The sequence below is a fragment of the Sinorhizobium glycinis genome (genome assembly GCF_001651865.1).
Lineage (GTDB): Bacteria > Pseudomonadota > Alphaproteobacteria > Rhizobiales > Rhizobiaceae > Sinorhizobium > Sinorhizobium glycinis.
Window position 1 is genome coordinate 105,198 of record NZ_LPUX01000061.1, and the last position, 16,085, is coordinate 121,282.

The 16,085-nt window shown below is 62.4% G+C and carries 14 protein-coding genes and 1 tRNA gene; 12 read left to right on the plus strand and 3 right to left on the minus strand.

The window, feature by feature from the left end:
- Positions 1-62: 62 nt before the first annotated feature.
- From dnaG to AU381_RS16130, 11 genes are all read left to right on the plus strand, one after another.
- Complete coding sequence (gene dnaG / locus AU381_RS16080) at positions 63-2,051, plus strand: DNA primase (protein WP_064242755.1); 1,989 nt, start codon at positions 63-65, stop codon at positions 2,049-2,051.
- Positions 2,052-2,300: 249 nt separating this feature from the next.
- Positions 2,301-4,160 carry a DNA helicase RecQ gene (gene recQ / locus AU381_RS16085; protein ID WP_064242756.1) on the plus strand — a complete coding sequence of 620 codons (1,860 nt, stop codon included), beginning with the start codon at positions 2,301-2,303 and terminating at the stop codon, positions 4,158-4,160.
- Between the two features lie 238 nt (positions 4,161-4,398).
- Complete coding sequence (locus tag AU381_RS16090; RefSeq protein WP_064242757.1) at positions 4,399-5,586, plus strand: glycine C-acetyltransferase; 1,188 nt, start codon at positions 4,399-4,401, stop codon at positions 5,584-5,586.
- A gap of 83 nt (positions 5,587-5,669) precedes the next feature.
- Positions 5,670-6,707, plus strand: coding sequence for an L-threonine 3-dehydrogenase (tdh, locus tag AU381_RS16095; RefSeq protein ID WP_064242758.1), 1,038 nt, complete (start codon positions 5,670-5,672; stop codon positions 6,705-6,707).
- 445 nt (positions 6,708-7,152) lie between these two features.
- Entirely contained in the window at positions 7,153-9,207 is a 2,055-nt protein-coding gene (gene rpoD / locus AU381_RS16100; protein WP_064242759.1) for an RNA polymerase sigma factor RpoD, read from the plus strand.
- 289 nt (positions 9,208-9,496) lie between these two features.
- Positions 9,497-9,790, plus strand: a complete 294-nt coding sequence (locus AU381_RS16105; protein WP_064242760.1) for a GYD domain-containing protein — start codon at positions 9,497-9,499, stop codon at positions 9,788-9,790.
- A 420-nt stretch (positions 9,791-10,210) separates the two neighbouring features.
- Positions 10,211-10,780: a transglycosylase SLT domain-containing protein gene (locus AU381_RS16110; protein WP_064242761.1), complete on the plus strand. Its 570-nt coding sequence runs from the start codon at positions 10,211-10,213 to the stop codon at positions 10,778-10,780.
- Between the two features lie 112 nt (positions 10,781-10,892).
- The gene (locus tag AU381_RS16115; RefSeq protein WP_064242762.1) at positions 10,893-11,246 is read left to right on the plus strand and encodes a DUF1428 domain-containing protein; all 354 of its coding nucleotides are present in this window, start codon (positions 10,893-10,895) and stop codon (positions 11,244-11,246) included.
- Positions 11,247-11,420: 174 nt separating this feature from the next.
- Entirely contained in the window at positions 11,421-11,843 is a 423-nt protein-coding gene (locus AU381_RS16120) for a secondary thiamine-phosphate synthase enzyme YjbQ (RefSeq protein WP_064242763.1), read from the plus strand.
- A 78-nt stretch (positions 11,844-11,921) separates the two neighbouring features.
- Positions 11,922-12,326 (plus strand): ketosteroid isomerase-related protein, encoded by a 405-nt coding sequence (locus tag AU381_RS16125; protein WP_064242764.1) that lies wholly within the window; start codon positions 11,922-11,924, stop codon positions 12,324-12,326.
- A gap of 313 nt (positions 12,327-12,639) precedes the next feature.
- Entirely contained in the window at positions 12,640-13,008 is a 369-nt protein-coding gene (locus AU381_RS16130) for a hypothetical protein (RefSeq protein WP_064243117.1), read from the plus strand.
- 135 nt (positions 13,009-13,143) lie between these two features.
- On the opposite strand, the gene AU381_RS16135 is transcribed toward AU381_RS16130, so the two are convergent.
- Complete coding sequence (locus tag AU381_RS16135; protein ID WP_064242765.1) at positions 13,144-13,929, minus strand: SIMPL domain-containing protein; 786 nt, start codon at positions 13,927-13,929, stop codon at positions 13,144-13,146.
- Positions 13,930-14,075: 146 nt separating this feature from the next.
- Between AU381_RS16135 and AU381_RS16140 the strand changes: the two genes are divergently transcribed.
- Positions 14,076-14,151, plus strand: a tRNA-Ile gene (locus tag AU381_RS16140).
- Positions 14,152-14,560: 409 nt separating this feature from the next.
- Here the strand turns inward: AU381_RS16140 and AU381_RS16145 are convergent.
- Both AU381_RS16145 and AU381_RS16150 read right to left on the minus strand, forming a co-directional pair.
- The gene (locus tag AU381_RS16145) at positions 14,561-15,127 is read right to left on the minus strand and encodes a tyrosine-type recombinase/integrase (RefSeq protein ID WP_082910145.1); all 567 of its coding nucleotides are present in this window, start codon (positions 15,125-15,127) and stop codon (positions 14,561-14,563) included.
- A 254-nt stretch (positions 15,128-15,381) separates the two neighbouring features.
- Complete coding sequence (locus AU381_RS16150) at positions 15,382-15,786, minus strand: BA14K family protein (RefSeq protein WP_064242766.1); 405 nt, start codon at positions 15,784-15,786, stop codon at positions 15,382-15,384.
- Between the last annotated feature and the right edge of the window lie 299 nt (positions 15,787-16,085).

A 16,085-nucleotide genomic window follows, 5' to 3' on the forward strand; every position in this document is an offset into this window, starting at 1 on the left:
CGCGGAAACTTCCGCTCGCCATATTGCTTGTATGGGTCGCCGCCTAGGGGTATCGGCTATCCATGCGCTTTTCACCGTCCTTCCTTGACGAGATCCGCGACCGCGTTCCGATATCGGACGTGGTCGGCAAGCGCGTTACCTGGGACAGGCGCAAGACCAATGTGTCACGCGGCGATTACTGGGCCTGCTGCCCTTTCCACGGCGAGAAGTCGCCGAGCTTCCATTGCGAGGACCGCAAGGGTCGCTATCACTGCTTCGGCTGCGGTGTTTCCGGCGACCATTTCCGCTTCCTGACCGATCTCGAAGGCCTGAGCTTTCCCGAGGCGGTGCAGCAGATCGCCGATATGGCGGGCGTCGCCATGCCTCAGCCGGACCCGCAGGCCGAGCGGCGGGAGAGGGAGCGCACGAGCCTTCTCGACGTCATGGAACTGGCGACGCAGTTCTTTCAGGACCAGCTCCAAGCGGCGACCGGCGCGAAGGCGCGTGCTTATCTGCGCGAGCGCGGACTGACCGGCCGCACGATCGAGACGTTCCGGCTGGGCTATGCGCCCGACAGCCGCAATGCATTGAAGGAATTTCTCGCCGGCAAGGGCGCCGGCAAGGAGCAGATCGAGGCGTGCGGCCTCGTCGTGCATGGGCCGGACGTGCCGGTCTCCTATGATCGCTTCCGCGACCGGATCATGTTTCCTATTCATTCGGCGCGTGAGAAGGTGATCGCCTTTGGCGGGCGGGCCATGTCGGCCGATGCGCCGGCCAAATATCTGAACTCCAATGAGACGGAGCTTTTCCACAAGGGCAACGTGCTCTTCAATTTCGCGCGCGCCCGCCGCGCTTCGCAAGGGCCGGATGGAAGTGGCACGATCATCGCCGTCGAAGGCTATATGGACGTGATTGCGCTGCACCAGGCGGGCATCGAGAATGCGGTGGCACCGCTCGGCACGGCGCTCACCGAGAACCAGCTCGATCTCCTCTGGAAGATGACGCCCCAGCCGGTGCTCTGCTTTGACGGCGACGGCGCCGGCATCCGCGCGGCCAACCGCGCCGTCGACCTGGCGCTGCCGCATCTGAAGCCCGGCCGTTCCGTCCGTTTTGCACTGCTGCCGGATGGCAAGGATCCGGACGATCTCGTCCGTCATGAGGGGCGCGAGCCGTTCGACAAGGTGCTTGCCAATGCCCGCTCGCTGGCCGACATGGTCTGGATGCGCGAGGTTCAGGGCGGCGGGTTCGACACGCCGGAAAAACGCGCCGAACTCGAAGCGCGGCTGCGGCAGGTGACCTCGGTCGTCGCTGATGAGAGCGTGCGTCGCCATTACGGCCAGGACATGCGCGACCGGCTGAACGCCTTTCTGCAGGGGAGCGCACCGTTCAGGGGCGAGCGGCGGCCGTTCGAGCGGGGTGGGCGAGATCGTGGCGGTCGGCAAGGCGGCTTTCGCCCTGCGGGCGGCGACCGGAACGCCGGCCCGACCACGATCTCAGACCGGCTGGCGCGCTCCTCGCTCGTCAGCGGTCAGCAGGCCGCACCCTCGCTGCGCGAAAGCGTCCTTGCGCTGACGATCGTCAACCATCCGCAACTGCTTTTCGACGAGTATGACGAGATCTCGACGATCGAGTTCGACCATCGCGACCTGCAGCGTTGCTGGGCGGCGGTTTTGAACGCGGCAGCGGCAAACGGCCCACGGCTGACACGGGAAGGGCTTGTCGAGCAACTGGAGGCGGAGGGTTTCGGGGCCTTGATCGGCGCGCTCGACCAGCAGATTCGCTATGCGCGACTGTGGACCGCGACGACGGCGGCTGCGCCCGAGGACGCGCGCGAGGGCTATCTGCAGGCGCTGGCGCTTCACAAGCGCACCAAGGCGCTCAATTGGCAGCGCCGGGAGCTCGAAAGGGAACTGGCACACGCCACCGAGGAAGGCGATCTCGAGGCCGTGCCGCAGCTGTTGCGGACGCTGCAGGAGGTTCAATTGGAAGTGACCCGGCTGGAGAACCAGGAAGCCATCATCGAAGGCTTCGGCGTGCTTTCCGGACGGGTGAAGGGGCCAGCGGCGCGGTGATGTCCTCCCTAGGGTTCCGTTCATCTGCCCACCCCTCCCCAACCCCTCCCAACAAGGGGGAGGGGCAACCCGAGCCGCCCCGTTTTCGCCCCTGCCTCAAGCCTCTCGCCAGACGCGAGCGGCTGGAAAGGGGCAGGCCGGCGCCGCATGCGCCTAGCCCCTCCCCCTTGTGGGGAGGGGTTGGGGAGGGGCGCGTCGAAGGCTTTGCTCCGGCCCTTCCAAGTCCCGGTGTCCGACGAAGGCAATTCCATGGCTGATCACCACGACGCCGCGCGCCTCTTCGAAGCGAAGGGCTCCCGTAACCCCCTCGACATTCTCAAACGTATCTACGGCTATTCCGCCTTCCGCGGCCAGCAGCAGGCCGTCATCGAACAGGTGGTGGCGGGCGGCGATGCAGTCGTGCTCTTCCCGACCGGGGCCGGCAAGTCGCTCTGCTTCCAGATCCCGGCGCTGTGCCGCAAGGGCGTCGGCATCGTCGTGTCGCCGCTGATCGCCCTGATGCGCGATCAGGTGGAGGCGCTGAAACAGCTCGGCATTCGTGCCGCCGCGCTCAACTCCTCGCTTAGCCGCGACGAGGCGATCGCCGTCCGCAGGGCACTCTCGGCGGAGGCGCTAGATCTCCTCTACGTCACGCCTGAGCGTGCGGTTACCGATGGTTTCGCCGAAATGATCGCCGACATGGATATCGCGCTCTTTGCGATCGACGAGGCGCACTGCGTCTCGCAATGGGGGCACGATTTCCGCCCTGAATATCGCGGCCTCGATTGTCTGGCCGTGCGCTTTCCCGGCGTGCCGCGCATCGCGCTGACGGCCACCGCCGATCCGCACACGCGCGACGACATCATCGAGCGGCTGGCGCTCCGAGGCGCGCGAGTGTTTTCCTCCAGCTTCGACCGGCCGAACATCGCCTACGAGATCGTCGAACGCGACCAGCCGCGCCAGCAGCTCCTGCGGTTCCTGTCGCGCTTCAAGGATTCGAGCGGCATCGTCTATTGCCTGTCGCGCGCCAAGGTCGAGGACACGGCGGAGTGGCTGAACGAGCAGGGTATCCGTGCGCTTCCCTATCATGCCGGCATGGATCGAGCTTTGCGCGATCGGCATCAGGATGCCTTCCTGAAGGAGGAAAATCTCTGCCTGGTGGCGACCGTCGCCTTCGGCATGGGGATCGACAAGCCGGACGTGCGCTATGTCGCGCATCTCGACCTACCCGGCTCGGTCGAGGCCTATTACCAGGAGACGGGAAGGGCAGGGCGTGACGGCCTGCCATCGGAAGTCTGGATGGCCTATGGCATGGCCGACGTCATCCAGCGTCGGCGCATGATCGACGAGGGCGGGGCGCCGGACGAGATCAAACGCATCGAACGGGCGAAGCTTAATTCCCTGCTGGCGATCTGCGAAACGGCCGGTTGCCGGCGGCAGGCGATCCTCGCGCATTTCGGCGAGACGCATCCCGGCCGCTGCGGCCACTGCGACACCTGCCTGAAGCCGGTCGAAACCTGGGACGGCACCGAAGCGGCGATCAAGGCACTCGCCGCCGTCTACCGGACCGGCGAGCGGTTCGGCACCGGCCATGTTATCGACGTGCTCGTGGGAGCGGTCAACGAGAAGACCGAGCGCTTCGGCCATGTGGACATGCCGGTCTTCGGGGCCGGCAAGGACCTGCCGGCGCGCACATGGCAATCGGTTTTCCGGCAATTGCTGGCCGTTGGGCTCATTACTGTGGATCACGCCGCTTTCGGGGCGCTGAAGCTCGAGCCGGAAGCGCGCGCGGTCTTCAAGCGCGAGAGGCAGGTGCTCTTCCGCAAGGATCGGCCAGCATCGGCCAAGGCGGCCCGCGGCCAGAAATCGGCCGCCCGCGACCGGTCGGATCTCGCCGGCTCGGACCGCGAGCTTTTCGAGAAGCTGAGGGAGCAGCGGTTTTCGATCGCCAAGGAATTGAACGTCCCGCCCTATGTCGTCTTCCCGGACACGACCTTGATCGCGCTCGCCAAGCAGCGTCCGCGCGACTTTGACGACCTCCTCGACATACCGGGGATCGGCGAGAGCAAGCGGGAGAGATATGGAGAGGCTTTTCTGGCGGTCATCGATGCGTTTGAGGGCGGGGGCTGAGAAGGGCAGGCGTTCCCGAAAAAGACATTACTTATGATGAGGCGGGTTTGGGGTGTCGATTTGCACTCCCTCATCCCTGTGCTTGCTTGTCACAGGGATCCAGCAGCGCCGCGTCTGCGGCGCGGAAGTTGCTTGAATCCCGCGCGTTTCGCCTCGACAATGCAGCGAGAAATTGCTGTGCGTCGCTAGCCATCGTGCTACTTGTCTATACAAACCCCTTTATTCGAAAGCGGCTGCCATGACCACTGCCTTCCTTTCCCACCTGCGTTCGGAACTCGACGGATTGAAAACGGCCGGGCTCTACAAGTCGGAGCGCGTCATTATCTCAAAGCAGTCGGGCGAGATCGAAGTCGCTTCCGGCGAAAGGGTCTTGAACTTCTGCGCCAACAACTATCTCGGCCTCGCCGATAACGAGGAGCTTGCCGAGGCCGGCAAGAAGGCGCTCGACCGCTACGGCTACGGCATGGCCTCGGTGCGCTTCATATGCGGCACCCAGGAGGAGCACAAAGAGCTCGAGGCGCGCATCTCTTCCTTCCTCGGCATGGAGGATACGATCCTCTATTCCTCCTGCTTCGATGCCAATGGCGGGCTGTTCGAGACGCTGCTCGGAGAGGAAGACGCAATCATCTCGGACGCGTTGAACCACGCGTCGATCATCGACGGCGTGCGGCTCTCCAAGGCGAAGCGGTTCCGCTACGCCAATAACGACATGACGGCGCTGGAGGAGGAGTTGAAGAAGGCCGAGGGCAGCCGCTTCAAGCTGATTGCCACCGACGGGGTCTTCTCGATGGACGGCATCATCGCCAACCTCAGGGGCGTCTGCGATCTGGCGGAGAAATACGCCGCGATGGTGATGGTCGACGACAGCCATGCGGTCGGCTTCGTCGGCAAGCATGGCCGCGGCTCGGCGGAGCATTGCGGCGTCGAAGGTCGGGTCGACATCATCACCGGCACGCTCGGCAAGGCGCTCGGCGGCGCTTCGGGCGGCTACACTTCGGCCAAGGCCGAGGTGGTCGAGTGGCTGCGGCAGCGCTCGCGGCCCTATCTCTTCTCCAATACCTTGGCGCCTGTCATCGCTGCTGCATCTCTCAAGGTGTTCGAGCTGATCGACAACGGCGATCAGCTGCGCGATCGGCTTTATGCGAATGCGGCGCTCTTCCGGGCCGAGATGTCGAAGCTCGGTTTTACGCTCGCCGGCGAGGGGCACCCGATCATTCCGGTCATGCTGGGCGATGCGGCACTGGCGCAGGAAATGGCGGCGCGCATGCTCCAAAAGGGCGTCTACGTCATCGGCTTTTCCTTCCCGGTCGTGCCGAGAGGGCAGGCGCGGATCCGCACCCAGATGTCGGCGGCGCACAGCGAGGCGGACGTGCGGCGGGCGATCGCGGTGTTCGAAGAAGTCGGCCGGGAGCTGGGAGTGATTTGACACGCTGCCCCTCTCCTCGGGTTAAACCCGAGGAGAGGGGCAATCGGAGGAACCGCGGGACGCGGGGGAGCGAGGACACTGCAATGACCAATATGATGAAGGCGCTGGTCAAGACGAAGCCGGAAGTCGGGCTCTGGATGGAACGCGTGCCGGTGCCGGAGGTCGGGCCCAACGATGTCCTGATCCGCGTCAAGAAATCGGCGATCTGCGGCACCGACGTCCATATCTGGAACTGGGACCAGTGGGCGCAGAAGACCATTCCCGTGCCGATGGTCGTCGGTCACGAGTTCATGGGCGAGATCGCCGAGGTCGGCTCGGCGGTCACCAAGCACCACGTGGGCGAACGGGTTTCCGGCGAAGGCCATATCGTCTGCGGCAAGTGCCGCAATTGTCGGGCGGGCAGGGGACACCTCTGCCGCAACACGCTCGGCGTCGGTGTCAACCGGCCGGGCTCCTTCGCCGAGTTCGTCTGCCTGCCGGAATATAATGTCGTCACGATCCCGGACGACGTGCCGGACGAGATCGCCGCCATCTTCGATCCTTTCGGCAATGCCGTGCATACGGCGCTCTCCTTCGATCTCGTCGGCGAAGACGTTCTCGTGACCGGTGCCGGGCCGATCGGCATCATGGGTGCGCTGGTCGCCAAGCGCTCGGGCGCGCGCAAGGTGGTGATCACCGACATCAATCCGGTGCGCCTCGACCTCGCCCGCAAGGTCGGGATCGACCATGTCGTCGATGCCTCGAAAGAGAACCTTGCCAATGTGATGCGGTCGATCGGCATGACCGAAGGCTTCGACGTCGGGCTCGAAATGTCGGGTGCCGCGCCCGCGTTCCGCGACATGATCGACAAGATGAACAATGGCGGCAAGATTGCCATTCTCGGCATTGCACCGGCCGGTTTCGAGATTGACTGGAACAAGGTGATCTTCAAGATGCTCAACTTGAAGGGCATCTACGGCCGCGAAATGTTCGAGACCTGGTACAAGATGATCGCCTTCGTCCAGGGCGGGCTCGATCTCGCGCCGATCATCACCCACCGCATCGGCATCGACGAGTTCCGCGACGGCTTCGAGGCGATGCGCTCCGGCAATTCCGGCAAGGTGGTGATGGATTGGCTGTGATGCGGCCGCAGGTTGCATCCCGAAATGGGACGGCGCCAGCGATCCCGGAAAACGCCTGCGCCCCTTGTCTTTTAAGAGGGCGCTCCTACATCTTGAGCAACCCTGGTGAACGGTGAGAAATCCCCGTCGAGTACCGTTTTTTGCCGATTTGCGCGGTTTTTCACCGGAAATGCTTGACGGGATCAAAAATTCTGGGAATCACCATTTCAAGCAGAAATGGCGACACGGTACGGCGGATAGGGAATCATGCCAGAGACGATTCAGTGGCAGGACTGTCGAAGCTTGCCCGCTCAACCGCGATCGCTCTCGTGGTTAATCAGGAATTAAACATCATCCCGTTACGTCAGGGGAAATGAGTCGGTGGCGGGTGCGCGGCGCGCCCGAACCCCCGAGCGGCATTGGGCACCGGGAGCACGCCGGTTGCGACAAGGAAAGCGACGAGTAAATGGCAACAAAAGTCAAAGAAAACGAAGAAGCAGACGTTGAACGCGAAGGCACTCCGGACGGTCCGCTTCTCGATCTTTCCGACGACGCTGTCAAGAAGATGATCAAGGCCGCCAAGAAGCGCGGCTATGTGACGATGGACGAACTGAATTCCGTCCTGCCTTCCGAGGAAGTCACCTCCGAGCAGATCGAAGACACCATGGCCATGCTCTCCGACATGGGCATCAACGTCATCGAGGACGAGGAAGCTGAGGAAGCAGCCGGCGGCGACGACGAAGACAGCGGCGATGACGGCGACAGCGAAGGCGGCGAACTCGCAACGGTCAGTGGCACGGCGCTGGCGACCGGCAAGAAGAAGGAGCCGACCGACCGCACCGACGACCCGGTGCGCATGTATCTGCGCGAGATGGGTTCGGTGGAGCTTCTCTCCCGCGAAGGCGAAATCGCCATCGCCAAGCGTATCGAGGCCGGCCGCGAAACGATGATCGCAGGTCTATGCGAAAGCCCGCTCACTTTCCAGGCGCTGATCATCTGGCGCGACGAACTGAACGAGGGCCAGACGCTGCTGCGTGAGATCATCGATCTCGAGACCACCTATTCCGGCCCCGAGGCCAAAGCCGCCCCGCAGTTCCAGAGCCCGGAAAAGATCGAGGCCGACCGCAAGGCGGCCGAGGAGAAGGAGAAGGTCCGCAAGTCGCGGGTTCCGGCCAATGACGACGACATCACAAATGTCGGAGGCGAGGGCCAGCCCGTCGAGGAGGAGGAAGAGGACGACGACGAATCGAACCTCTCGCTCGCCGCGATGGAAGCGGAACTGCGCCCGCAGGTGATGGAAACGCTCGACATCATCGCCGAGACTTACAAGAAGCTGCGCAAGCTGCAGGACCAGCAGGTGGAAGCGCGTCTGGCCGCGACCGGCACGCTCTCGCCGGCGCAGGAGCGCCGCTACAAGGAGCTGAAGGACGAGCTGATCAAGGCGGTTAAGTCCCTGTCGCTCAACCAGAACCGCATCGATGCACTGGTCGAGCAGCTTTACGACATTTCCAAGCGGCTCATGCAGAATGAGGGGCGGCTGCTGCGTCTTGCCGAATCCTACGGCGTCAAGCGCGACTCCTTCCTCGAACAGTATTCCGGCGCCGAGCTCGATCCGAACTGGATGAAGTCGATCAGCAATCTCGCCGGCAAGGGCTGGAAGGAGTTTGCCAAGGCCGAGAACCAGACGATCCGCGACATCCGCCAGGAGATCCAGAACCTCGCCACCGAGACCGGCATTTCCATTGCCGAGTTCCGCCGCATCGTTTCGATGGTGCAGAAGGGCGAGCGCGAGGCGCGGATTGCCAAGAAGGAGATGGTCGAGGCGAACCTGCGTCTCGTCATCTCCATCGCCAAGAAGTACACGAACCGCGGCCTGCAGTTCCTGGATCTGATCCAGGAAGGCAATATCGGCCTGATGAAGGCGGTCGACAAGTTCGAGTACCGCCGCGGCTACAAGTTCTCGACCTATGCCACCTGGTGGATCCGGCAGGCGATCACCCGCTCGATCGCCGACCAGGCCCGCACCATCCGCATCCCGGTGCACATGATCGAGACGATCAACAAGATCGTCCGCACCTCGCGCCAGATGCTGCACGAGATCGGCCGCGAGCCGACGCCGGAGGAACTGGCCGAAAAGCTCGCCATGCCGCTCGAGAAGGTGCGCAAGGTCCTGAAGATCGCCAAGGAACCGATCTCGCTCGAAACGCCGGTGGGCGACGAGGAGGATTCGCATCTCGGCGATTTCATCGAGGACAAGAATGCATTGCTGCCGATCGACGCGGCGATCCAGGCAAACCTCCGCGAGACCACGACGCGCGTCCTCGCCTCGCTGACGCCGCGCGAGGAACGTGTGCTGCGTATGCGTTTCGGCATTGGCATGAACACCGACCACACGCTCGAGGAGGTCGGCCAGCAGTTCTCGGTGACCCGCGAACGCATTCGTCAGATCGAGGCGAAGGCGCTCAGGAAGCTCAAGCATCCGAGCCGCTCGCGCAAGCTCCGCTCGTTCCTGGACAGCTGAGCGAACACCCTTTCAGAGACAGTCATGAAAGCCGGGCTCAGCGCCCGGCTTTTCCGTATCCGCCCCCATCATCGGTCGACCTTGTTCGGTCCAGACCGCGGGATTATACTTCGCAGCTTGCAGCGAAAGGGGCACTGGTTGCAGTGCGAGAGAAGTAGTTGCACCGCAGGCGTCCACCGTGCCTTAGAGCGCCGGACTTCGTATGCGTGAGAAGCGCTCTAGCCTTTCTTGAACCGGAGCATCTTGGACGCTCTCCTTCGAGGGCGGGTTGCTCTGCGGGAGGTGTGAGATGACCACTTACGTCGTACTCCTCAATTGGACCGACCAAGGTATCAGGACCGTGCGCGAGTCGCCGAAACGGCTGGACGCGGCCAGAAAGGTGCTTGAGGAAATGGGCGGCTCCTTCAAGGACTTCTATCTCACCATGGGCGAATACGACATGGTCGCAATCTGCGAGGCGCCGGATGATGCGGTGGCCGCTCGCTTCGCGCTGACGCTGGGCACATACGGCAATGTGCGCACCCGCACGTTAAAGGCCTTCCCCGAGGCCGCCTATCGCGAACTGATCGGCACGCTCGGCTAGAGAACCCGGCTTTCGGCTCGGCCGCGGAGCTCATTCCAGAGTCGTTGCCCCTCATCCGGCCTGCCGGCCACCTTCTCCCTGCAAGCGGGGCGAAGGGGACGCGCGGCGCAGCCTCAGTCCCCTCTCCCCGTCAAAACGGGGAGAGGGTTAGGGTAAGGGTAAGGGTTAGGGTGAGGGTGAGGGGCAATCGCGCACACTTGTTTAGAGCGGCGCCGCGGGAACCCTTGCGGATGCCTCGTCAAGCTGACGCCGCTAATCTGTCAAAGGTCGATTCTCCAGCGATGTTGGAGGCGCCGGTCGGCGATCCAGCCGAGCAAAGGCGCACGCGCCGAAGGTGCCGGCCCAGCCGTTCAACTTCGCTTCAATACCGTTCCTTAACATTTACGTTTTATCAATCTCTCGCACACGAGAGGTTCCGCGATGCGTTGCGTTTTTGTCGTCGTCCTCCTGTTGCTGGCCGGCTGCGGAACGGTGCCGAGAGATACCCGGAACGCCTGCGCGGTTTTCGAGCAGCGAGATGGCCTTTTCAACAACTGGCGTCGGGCCGCCTATGCGGCGGAACGCGAGTACGGCGTGCCCGTACCCGTGCTGATGGCGACGATCTACACGGAGTCCGGCTTCCGCCACAATGCACGGCCGCCGCGCACCAAGCTCTTCGGCTTCATTCCCTGGACGCGGATCTCTTCCGCCTACGGCTATTCACAGGCGCTCGACGGCACCTGGGCCCGCTATCAGGCCGAAACCGGACGCTGGATGGCGCGCCGGACGGATTTCGCCGACGCGATCCGCTTCATTGCCTGGTACCACAATCAAAGCCACCAGCAGAACGGCATCGCGCTCAACGATCCCTATCGGCTCTACATCGCCTACTATCACGGGCAGGGCGGCTATGCGCGCGGCAATTGGAGCGAGACGGCGAAGACGGGCGCCAAGCGCGCCTCCAACACCGCATCACTCTATGCGCGGCAGCTGCAGGGTTGCAGCGGGTGAGGGCTCGTCGAGCCTCCTTGAGGATCGATCGCCCTGTCAAAAAATCGACTCGTCCTGTCGGAACCTTTCCACCCCCGCCGTCCTTTGTTGTCTTTCAACGGAGGAGACGGACATGGCTTATGTGGATGGTTTTCTGGTTGCGGTGCCGAAACAGAACGTCGAGGCCTACAAGGATCTCGCCCGGAAGGCCGGTGAGGTCTGGAAGGAACACGGTGCCCTGAATTACGTCGAATGCCTGGGCGACGACGTTCCCTATGGCGAACTCACCTCCTTCCCGCGGGCGGTGCAGGCCAAGGAGGACGAGACGGTCGTCTTCTCGTGGGTGGTCTACAGGTCGCGCCAGGACCGCGATGCTATCGTCTCCAAGGTGATGGCGGATCCGCGGCTGCAGGGCGACGAATGGAAATCCATTTTCGATGGCAAGCGGATGATCTATGGCGGGTTCGAGGCCTTCCTGGAACTTTGACGGGCGAGCGGCCTATGAAGACGGGGCGACGGCACGTCCGTTCGGGTCGCCCGTCAGCATCACTCTGCGCAACGCCAAGATGGTGAGCGGTTCTTCCAATCCGGACGAACTTCGCGATAGTGTCCTGTGGTAACGGGCGCCGAACGCGGCGTCCCACCACGCAGGACGACAGCAATGCCGCAGACCGTCATCACCATCGCCACCAAGGGGCAGGGGCTCTACGAGTTCACCGGCGAGGCGGCCAACTTCGTGCGAACGCGCGGGATTTCGGAAGGTCTTCTTACCGTTTTCGTGCGCCACACCTCCGCCTCGCTCATCATTCAGGAAAACGCCGATCCGGACGTTCAACGCGATTTGCGCGAATTCTTCCATCGTCTCGTGCCCCCGACGTCCGATCCTTCGATGGACTGGATCGTTCACACCCAGGAGGGGCCGGATGACATGCCTGCCCATATCAAGGCGGCGTTGACCCAGGTCTCGCTCGGCGTGCCGGTGATCGACGGGCGCATGGCGCTCGGCACCTGGCAGGGGATCTATCTCTTCGAGCACCGCGATCGCCCGCACCGCCGCGAAGTCGTCCTGCATCTCGGCAGCTGACGCGACGCTGGCCCGACGCTGGCCGATGCGACAATTCCTGCTGTAGTATGGATCGGCTGCTGAGAGGAGGAGGAGACGATGACGGACGCCCAGACCATCGCCGGTCGGTTCATCGAGGCCGTGAACAACCGGGATTTCGAAACGCTCGCCCGCCTCCTTGACGACGATGTCGCCTTCGATTCGCTGACCGGCCAACGTACGCTCGGCATCGGCCCGCTCCGGACCTGGGTAATGAGCTACCTGCGCCATTTCGACGAGAGCTTCGGCGACGTCGTGCTGATGCGCGATCCGTTCGGCCAGCGCGTGGCTGCCGACACGACCGCGCGCGGCACTTACCGCGAGACTATGGCCGGCTTCCCGGAGGCGTCGGACCAGACCTATGCCATCCCCAGCGTCTTTATTTTCGAGATCGAGGATGGTGTCATCACACGGCTCAGCCACTATCGCAACCTCCGCTTGTTCGAACGAGAACTTGCCGGTTGATTAGAGCAGAGGGAAATGCCGCGCTTTTCAAAGCGTTATAATTACTCTAGCGCAACTGAAAGGAACGAATTCCTTCTTTTCTCGTTTCCCCTTGAACGGGAAGAGGAAAGCGCGAGCGGTCGTCCGTTCACGTCCCGCCTGATGGCCTGCCGCAAATCCGGCCGAATCGCCTGAAATCGACGCGCTGGAGCGGGACTTTTTCCTGAACACCGCATGAACGAAGGGTTCCGGTATCGTTCAGCTTGTCTGGTCTAGATTTGGGCCAATCGTTGAGAGAATGACCGCCAACCTCTTCGCTGAACGGAGAAATGCCATGAGGAAATTTCTAGTCAATGCAGCCGTCGCCGCCGTTGTCGGGCTGACCGGCCTTGTCGGTACGACCACCACGGCTTCGGCCGATTCGCTGATATTCGAATTCGGCCCGGGCGGTGGCGTCCAATACCGCGAACGTGATTATGATCGCTGGGACGACAGGCGCGATTGGCGCCGTGACCGCTGGGAACGCCGCGGCCGCTGCGAACCGTGGCTCGCCGTCGACAAGGCACGTGACCGCGGCCTGCGCCGCGCCCATGTCGCCGACGTCTCGCGCCGCCAGGTCGTCGTCCAGGGTCGTCGCTATGGCGAGCGCCAGGCGATCATCTTCGCCAATGTGCGCGGCTGCCCGATCATCGGTCGCTGGTAAGCACAGTCCCTCCGTCCTGTCTCCCCCGGCTGACGGAGAAGGGAGCCCCGCGCCAAGCGTCGGGGCTCTTCCTTTTTTTCGTGACGCGAATGGACGCGGAAGTCAGCCTGAAACCTCAGGCTGGAATCCCGGACGTTACTGGTTGACCGCGAAGGTCACGTTGACGGTGACGCTATAGGCCTGCTCGCCGGTTGCGATCGGCACCTGATCGGCGGCGAGTTCTTTCGCCATGCTGCGCATCGGGACCGGCGGCTCGGGGCGGGACGGCTGTTCCGAAAGTTCGATCAGCCGACCGAGCGAGACGCCGGCCGCTTCGGCCAGGACCCTCGCCTTGTTGATTGCGTCGGCCACAGCGGCCTTGCGGGCCTCGGTGATCACCGGCTCCGGCTTGTCGTTGGTAAATTCGATGCCGCCGCCCTGGTTGACGCCGAGCGTTACGGACTTGTCGAGGATTTCGCCGAGCCTCGCCAGATCACGCACGCGCACGCTGACGCCGTTGACGACCTGATAGCCGACGAGCTCCGGCGGGCGGGGGCTGCCGTCGCTGTTCTGGGGATAGTTGTATTGCGGCATGATCGAGAAGCCGCTTGTCTGCAGGTCGCGCTCGGCAATGCCGGACTGCTTGAGCGCCGCAAGCACGTCTGCCATCGCCTTGTTGTTGGCATCGAGCGCTTCACGTGCCGTCTTCGCATCCTTGACGACGCTCAGTTGCACGATCGCCATGTCGGGTGCAGTCGTCGCCCGGCCTTCGCCGGAAACCTTGATCAGCGCCTGTCGCCCTCTCGCCCCATCAGGACGGCCCTTGCCGTCTGCCTTGCCGGCACCGCTATCTTGCGCCGCCGCGGCCGCCGCAAAAGCACCGGCAAAGGCGGTGGCTATCGCCGCGACCTGGGCCGAGCGGGCTATGCGTGTAGAAATCATGGATGTTTCTCTCCGGTTGTTATCCGTCAATCCATGCTTATCGATTGTGTAGGCATTGCGGCAATGGCTTGTCGGCAAAAAGGTTTTCCGCTAGAGCCATTCGAGACGCGAATTGCCATTGGTTCGCGACGGCCGGACGACCGGCAGGGCCTGTAGCTCAATGGTTAGAGCCGGCGGCTCATAACCGCTTGGTTGGGGGTTCGAGTCCCTCCGGGCCCACCATTGTCTTTTTTCTATGTTGATTTTCCATCATTTTTTCCTCGTTTTGTCTCACCGGTGTTTTCGGCCTGCGAAAGTGAGACACCTCTCTGCTGCCGATAGTCTTCCAAGCGAGCATACGCGTTTCCCGCCAACTTTCGTTTTCGCGCCTGACGGATGTAGAGTTCGGCCGTTTCCAGTTGGTCCAGCCGAACACGGCGAAATCGTGCAGCGACTCGAAGCTTCATTAACGCAGCGCCTGATTATACCGATCGATGTCTCAGCTGGGAAAGAATGGAAGTTGCTTTTCAAGGAGGGCGTCAAAGAGAGCGTCACGGAGTATCTGCGCGACTCCAATAGTGCTCAATCGATCGACTTTGGCCTTCAGCGGGGCAAATGGCGGCGCCTCTGTTCGAAGCGCCGCCATTGAGGACTACAATTCAACTTGCTCAGAGATGGCGAGCGCGTCATCGACCTCGATCCCGAGGTACTGTACAGTGCTTTCCAGCTTCTTGTGGCCAAGCAAGAGCTGGACGGCGCGCAGGTTGCCTGTCTTCTTGTAGATGTGCGCCGCCTTCGTTCTCCTCATCGAGTGCGTGCCGTAGCGCTTGGGGTCAAGTCCGATACTCGACACCCACCGCTCAACGATCCTGCCATATTGCCGCGTCGACAGATGTGGCTTTGTGTGCACGCGGCTTGGAAACAGGTAATCCCGTTCACCGAGTCTGCGACTTCCGATCCATCCCGCGACAGCCTCCCGCGTTTGATCGGTCAGTTCGAATTGCACGGGTCGGCCGGTCTTCCTCTGAATGATGATCGCCCGCTCGCGAACCCTCCCGGAAATCGAAACATCAGCAACTGAGATCGCGACGAGATCACAAGCGCGCAATTTGCTGTCGATCGGGAGGTTGAACAGCGCCAGATCGCGCACTGCGCTCAACTGCCTGATGGTTGCTTTGCGCCAACCAACGGACCGGTCGAACGAGTTCCTCGGTCTGATCGCAGTCTCTGCGGTTCTACTTGGTTCACAAGGCAGGGATGCGCAGGAGGCGGAACATTCACTTGACCACAAAATCCCCATGTGAGGGAATCCCGCTGCGATTCAGCTTCAAGCTCACCGACTCTAAGACGTTTCCGCCTTTAAATGCATTCTCGGCGACAGGACAATTCGCACACTTCAGCGGTCCGACCTCACTGCTGAAGAAGCCGATAACCTGCGCGTCCCGATGCAGGCGTCGCCGAGCGCGCCCTCAATCAATAGTAGGGCGAGACGCACGCCCGTCGCGGACCGTAATAGGGCTGGAACGTGTTGTCGTAAGCCCTGTACGAGCGGTAACGCGCATAGCACCAGCGCGCATGTGCATTGCCGCCATAATAAGCCTGGCGGTAATAACGTGGCGCGTAGTGGTGCGGACGGTAATAGCTCGACGCGTAGTAGCCCTGATCGTAGTATCCCGGATCGTAATAGCCTGGACTGTAGTAGCCCGGATCATAGTAGCTGGGGCCATAATATCTCGGCTGCGCCAGCAATCCGCCGATGACTGCGCCGGTCGCGAGCCCGCCGAGGGCCCAAGCCCAGTCGTCGTCAATCGCCATGGCCGGCGGAGCGTTCGTCAGCGCCGTCACCAGCGACAGGGTAATCATAGCTAACCGTTTCATTGGCTTCACCTTCCTCTACAGCGCCACCGCGTCGTATAGGCGCGCAAGGGTCGCTGCAGCCTTTTAAATGCACTGCGTAATTTTACCCTAAAATCCGTTTGGTTTGAGCAATTATGCGTTGGCCCGAGGGATTCGCTTCAAAGATGGCCCATTTCGGGGTGTCGCATCTTCCCGGAACGGCCAAAGGCCCGGCGTCGTATAGCTTCACACACTCACCGTATTGCGTCGAGACCGCGTGAAAGGCGTTTTTATGCACTCTGGCATGCTCTGCCCATCAACCGCGTCCACGAGCAACTTCT

Bases quoted from the DNA above. Each gene is read 5' to 3' on its own strand.
- AU381_RS16150 (WP_064242766.1), bottom strand. From the start codon at position 15,786: ATGAAACGGTTAGCTATGATTACCCTGTCGCTGGTGACGGCGCTGACG.
- AU381_RS16115 (WP_064242762.1), top strand. From the start codon at position 10,893: ATGGCTTATGTGGATGGTTTTCTGGTTGCGGTGCCGAAACAGAACGTC.
- tdh (WP_064242758.1), top strand. From the start codon at position 5,670: ATGACCAATATGATGAAGGCGCTGGTCAAGACGAAGCCGGAAGTCGGG.
- AU381_RS16090 (WP_064242757.1), top strand. From the start codon at position 4,399: ATGACCACTGCCTTCCTTTCCCACCTGCGTTCGGAACTCGACGGATTG.
- AU381_RS16120 (WP_064242763.1), top strand. From the start codon at position 11,421: ATGCCGCAGACCGTCATCACCATCGCCACCAAGGGGCAGGGGCTCTAC.
- AU381_RS16135 (WP_064242765.1), bottom strand. From the start codon at position 13,929: ATGATTTCTACACGCATAGCCCGCTCGGCCCAGGTCGCGGCGATAGCC.
- rpoD (WP_064242759.1), top strand. From the start codon at position 7,153: ATGGCAACAAAAGTCAAAGAAAACGAAGAAGCAGACGTTGAACGCGAA.
- dnaG (WP_064242755.1), top strand. From the start codon at position 63: ATGCGCTTTTCACCGTCCTTCCTTGACGAGATCCGCGACCGCGTTCCG.
- recQ (WP_064242756.1), top strand. From the start codon at position 2,301: ATGGCTGATCACCACGACGCCGCGCGCCTCTTCGAAGCGAAGGGCTCC.
- AU381_RS16105 (WP_064242760.1), top strand. From the start codon at position 9,497: ATGACCACTTACGTCGTACTCCTCAATTGGACCGACCAAGGTATCAGG.
- AU381_RS16130 (WP_064243117.1), top strand. From the start codon at position 12,640: ATGAGGAAATTTCTAGTCAATGCAGCCGTCGCCGCCGTTGTCGGGCTG.
- AU381_RS16110 (WP_064242761.1), top strand. From the start codon at position 10,211: ATGCGTTGCGTTTTTGTCGTCGTCCTCCTGTTGCTGGCCGGCTGCGGA.
- AU381_RS16125 (WP_064242764.1), top strand. From the start codon at position 11,922: ATGACGGACGCCCAGACCATCGCCGGTCGGTTCATCGAGGCCGTGAAC.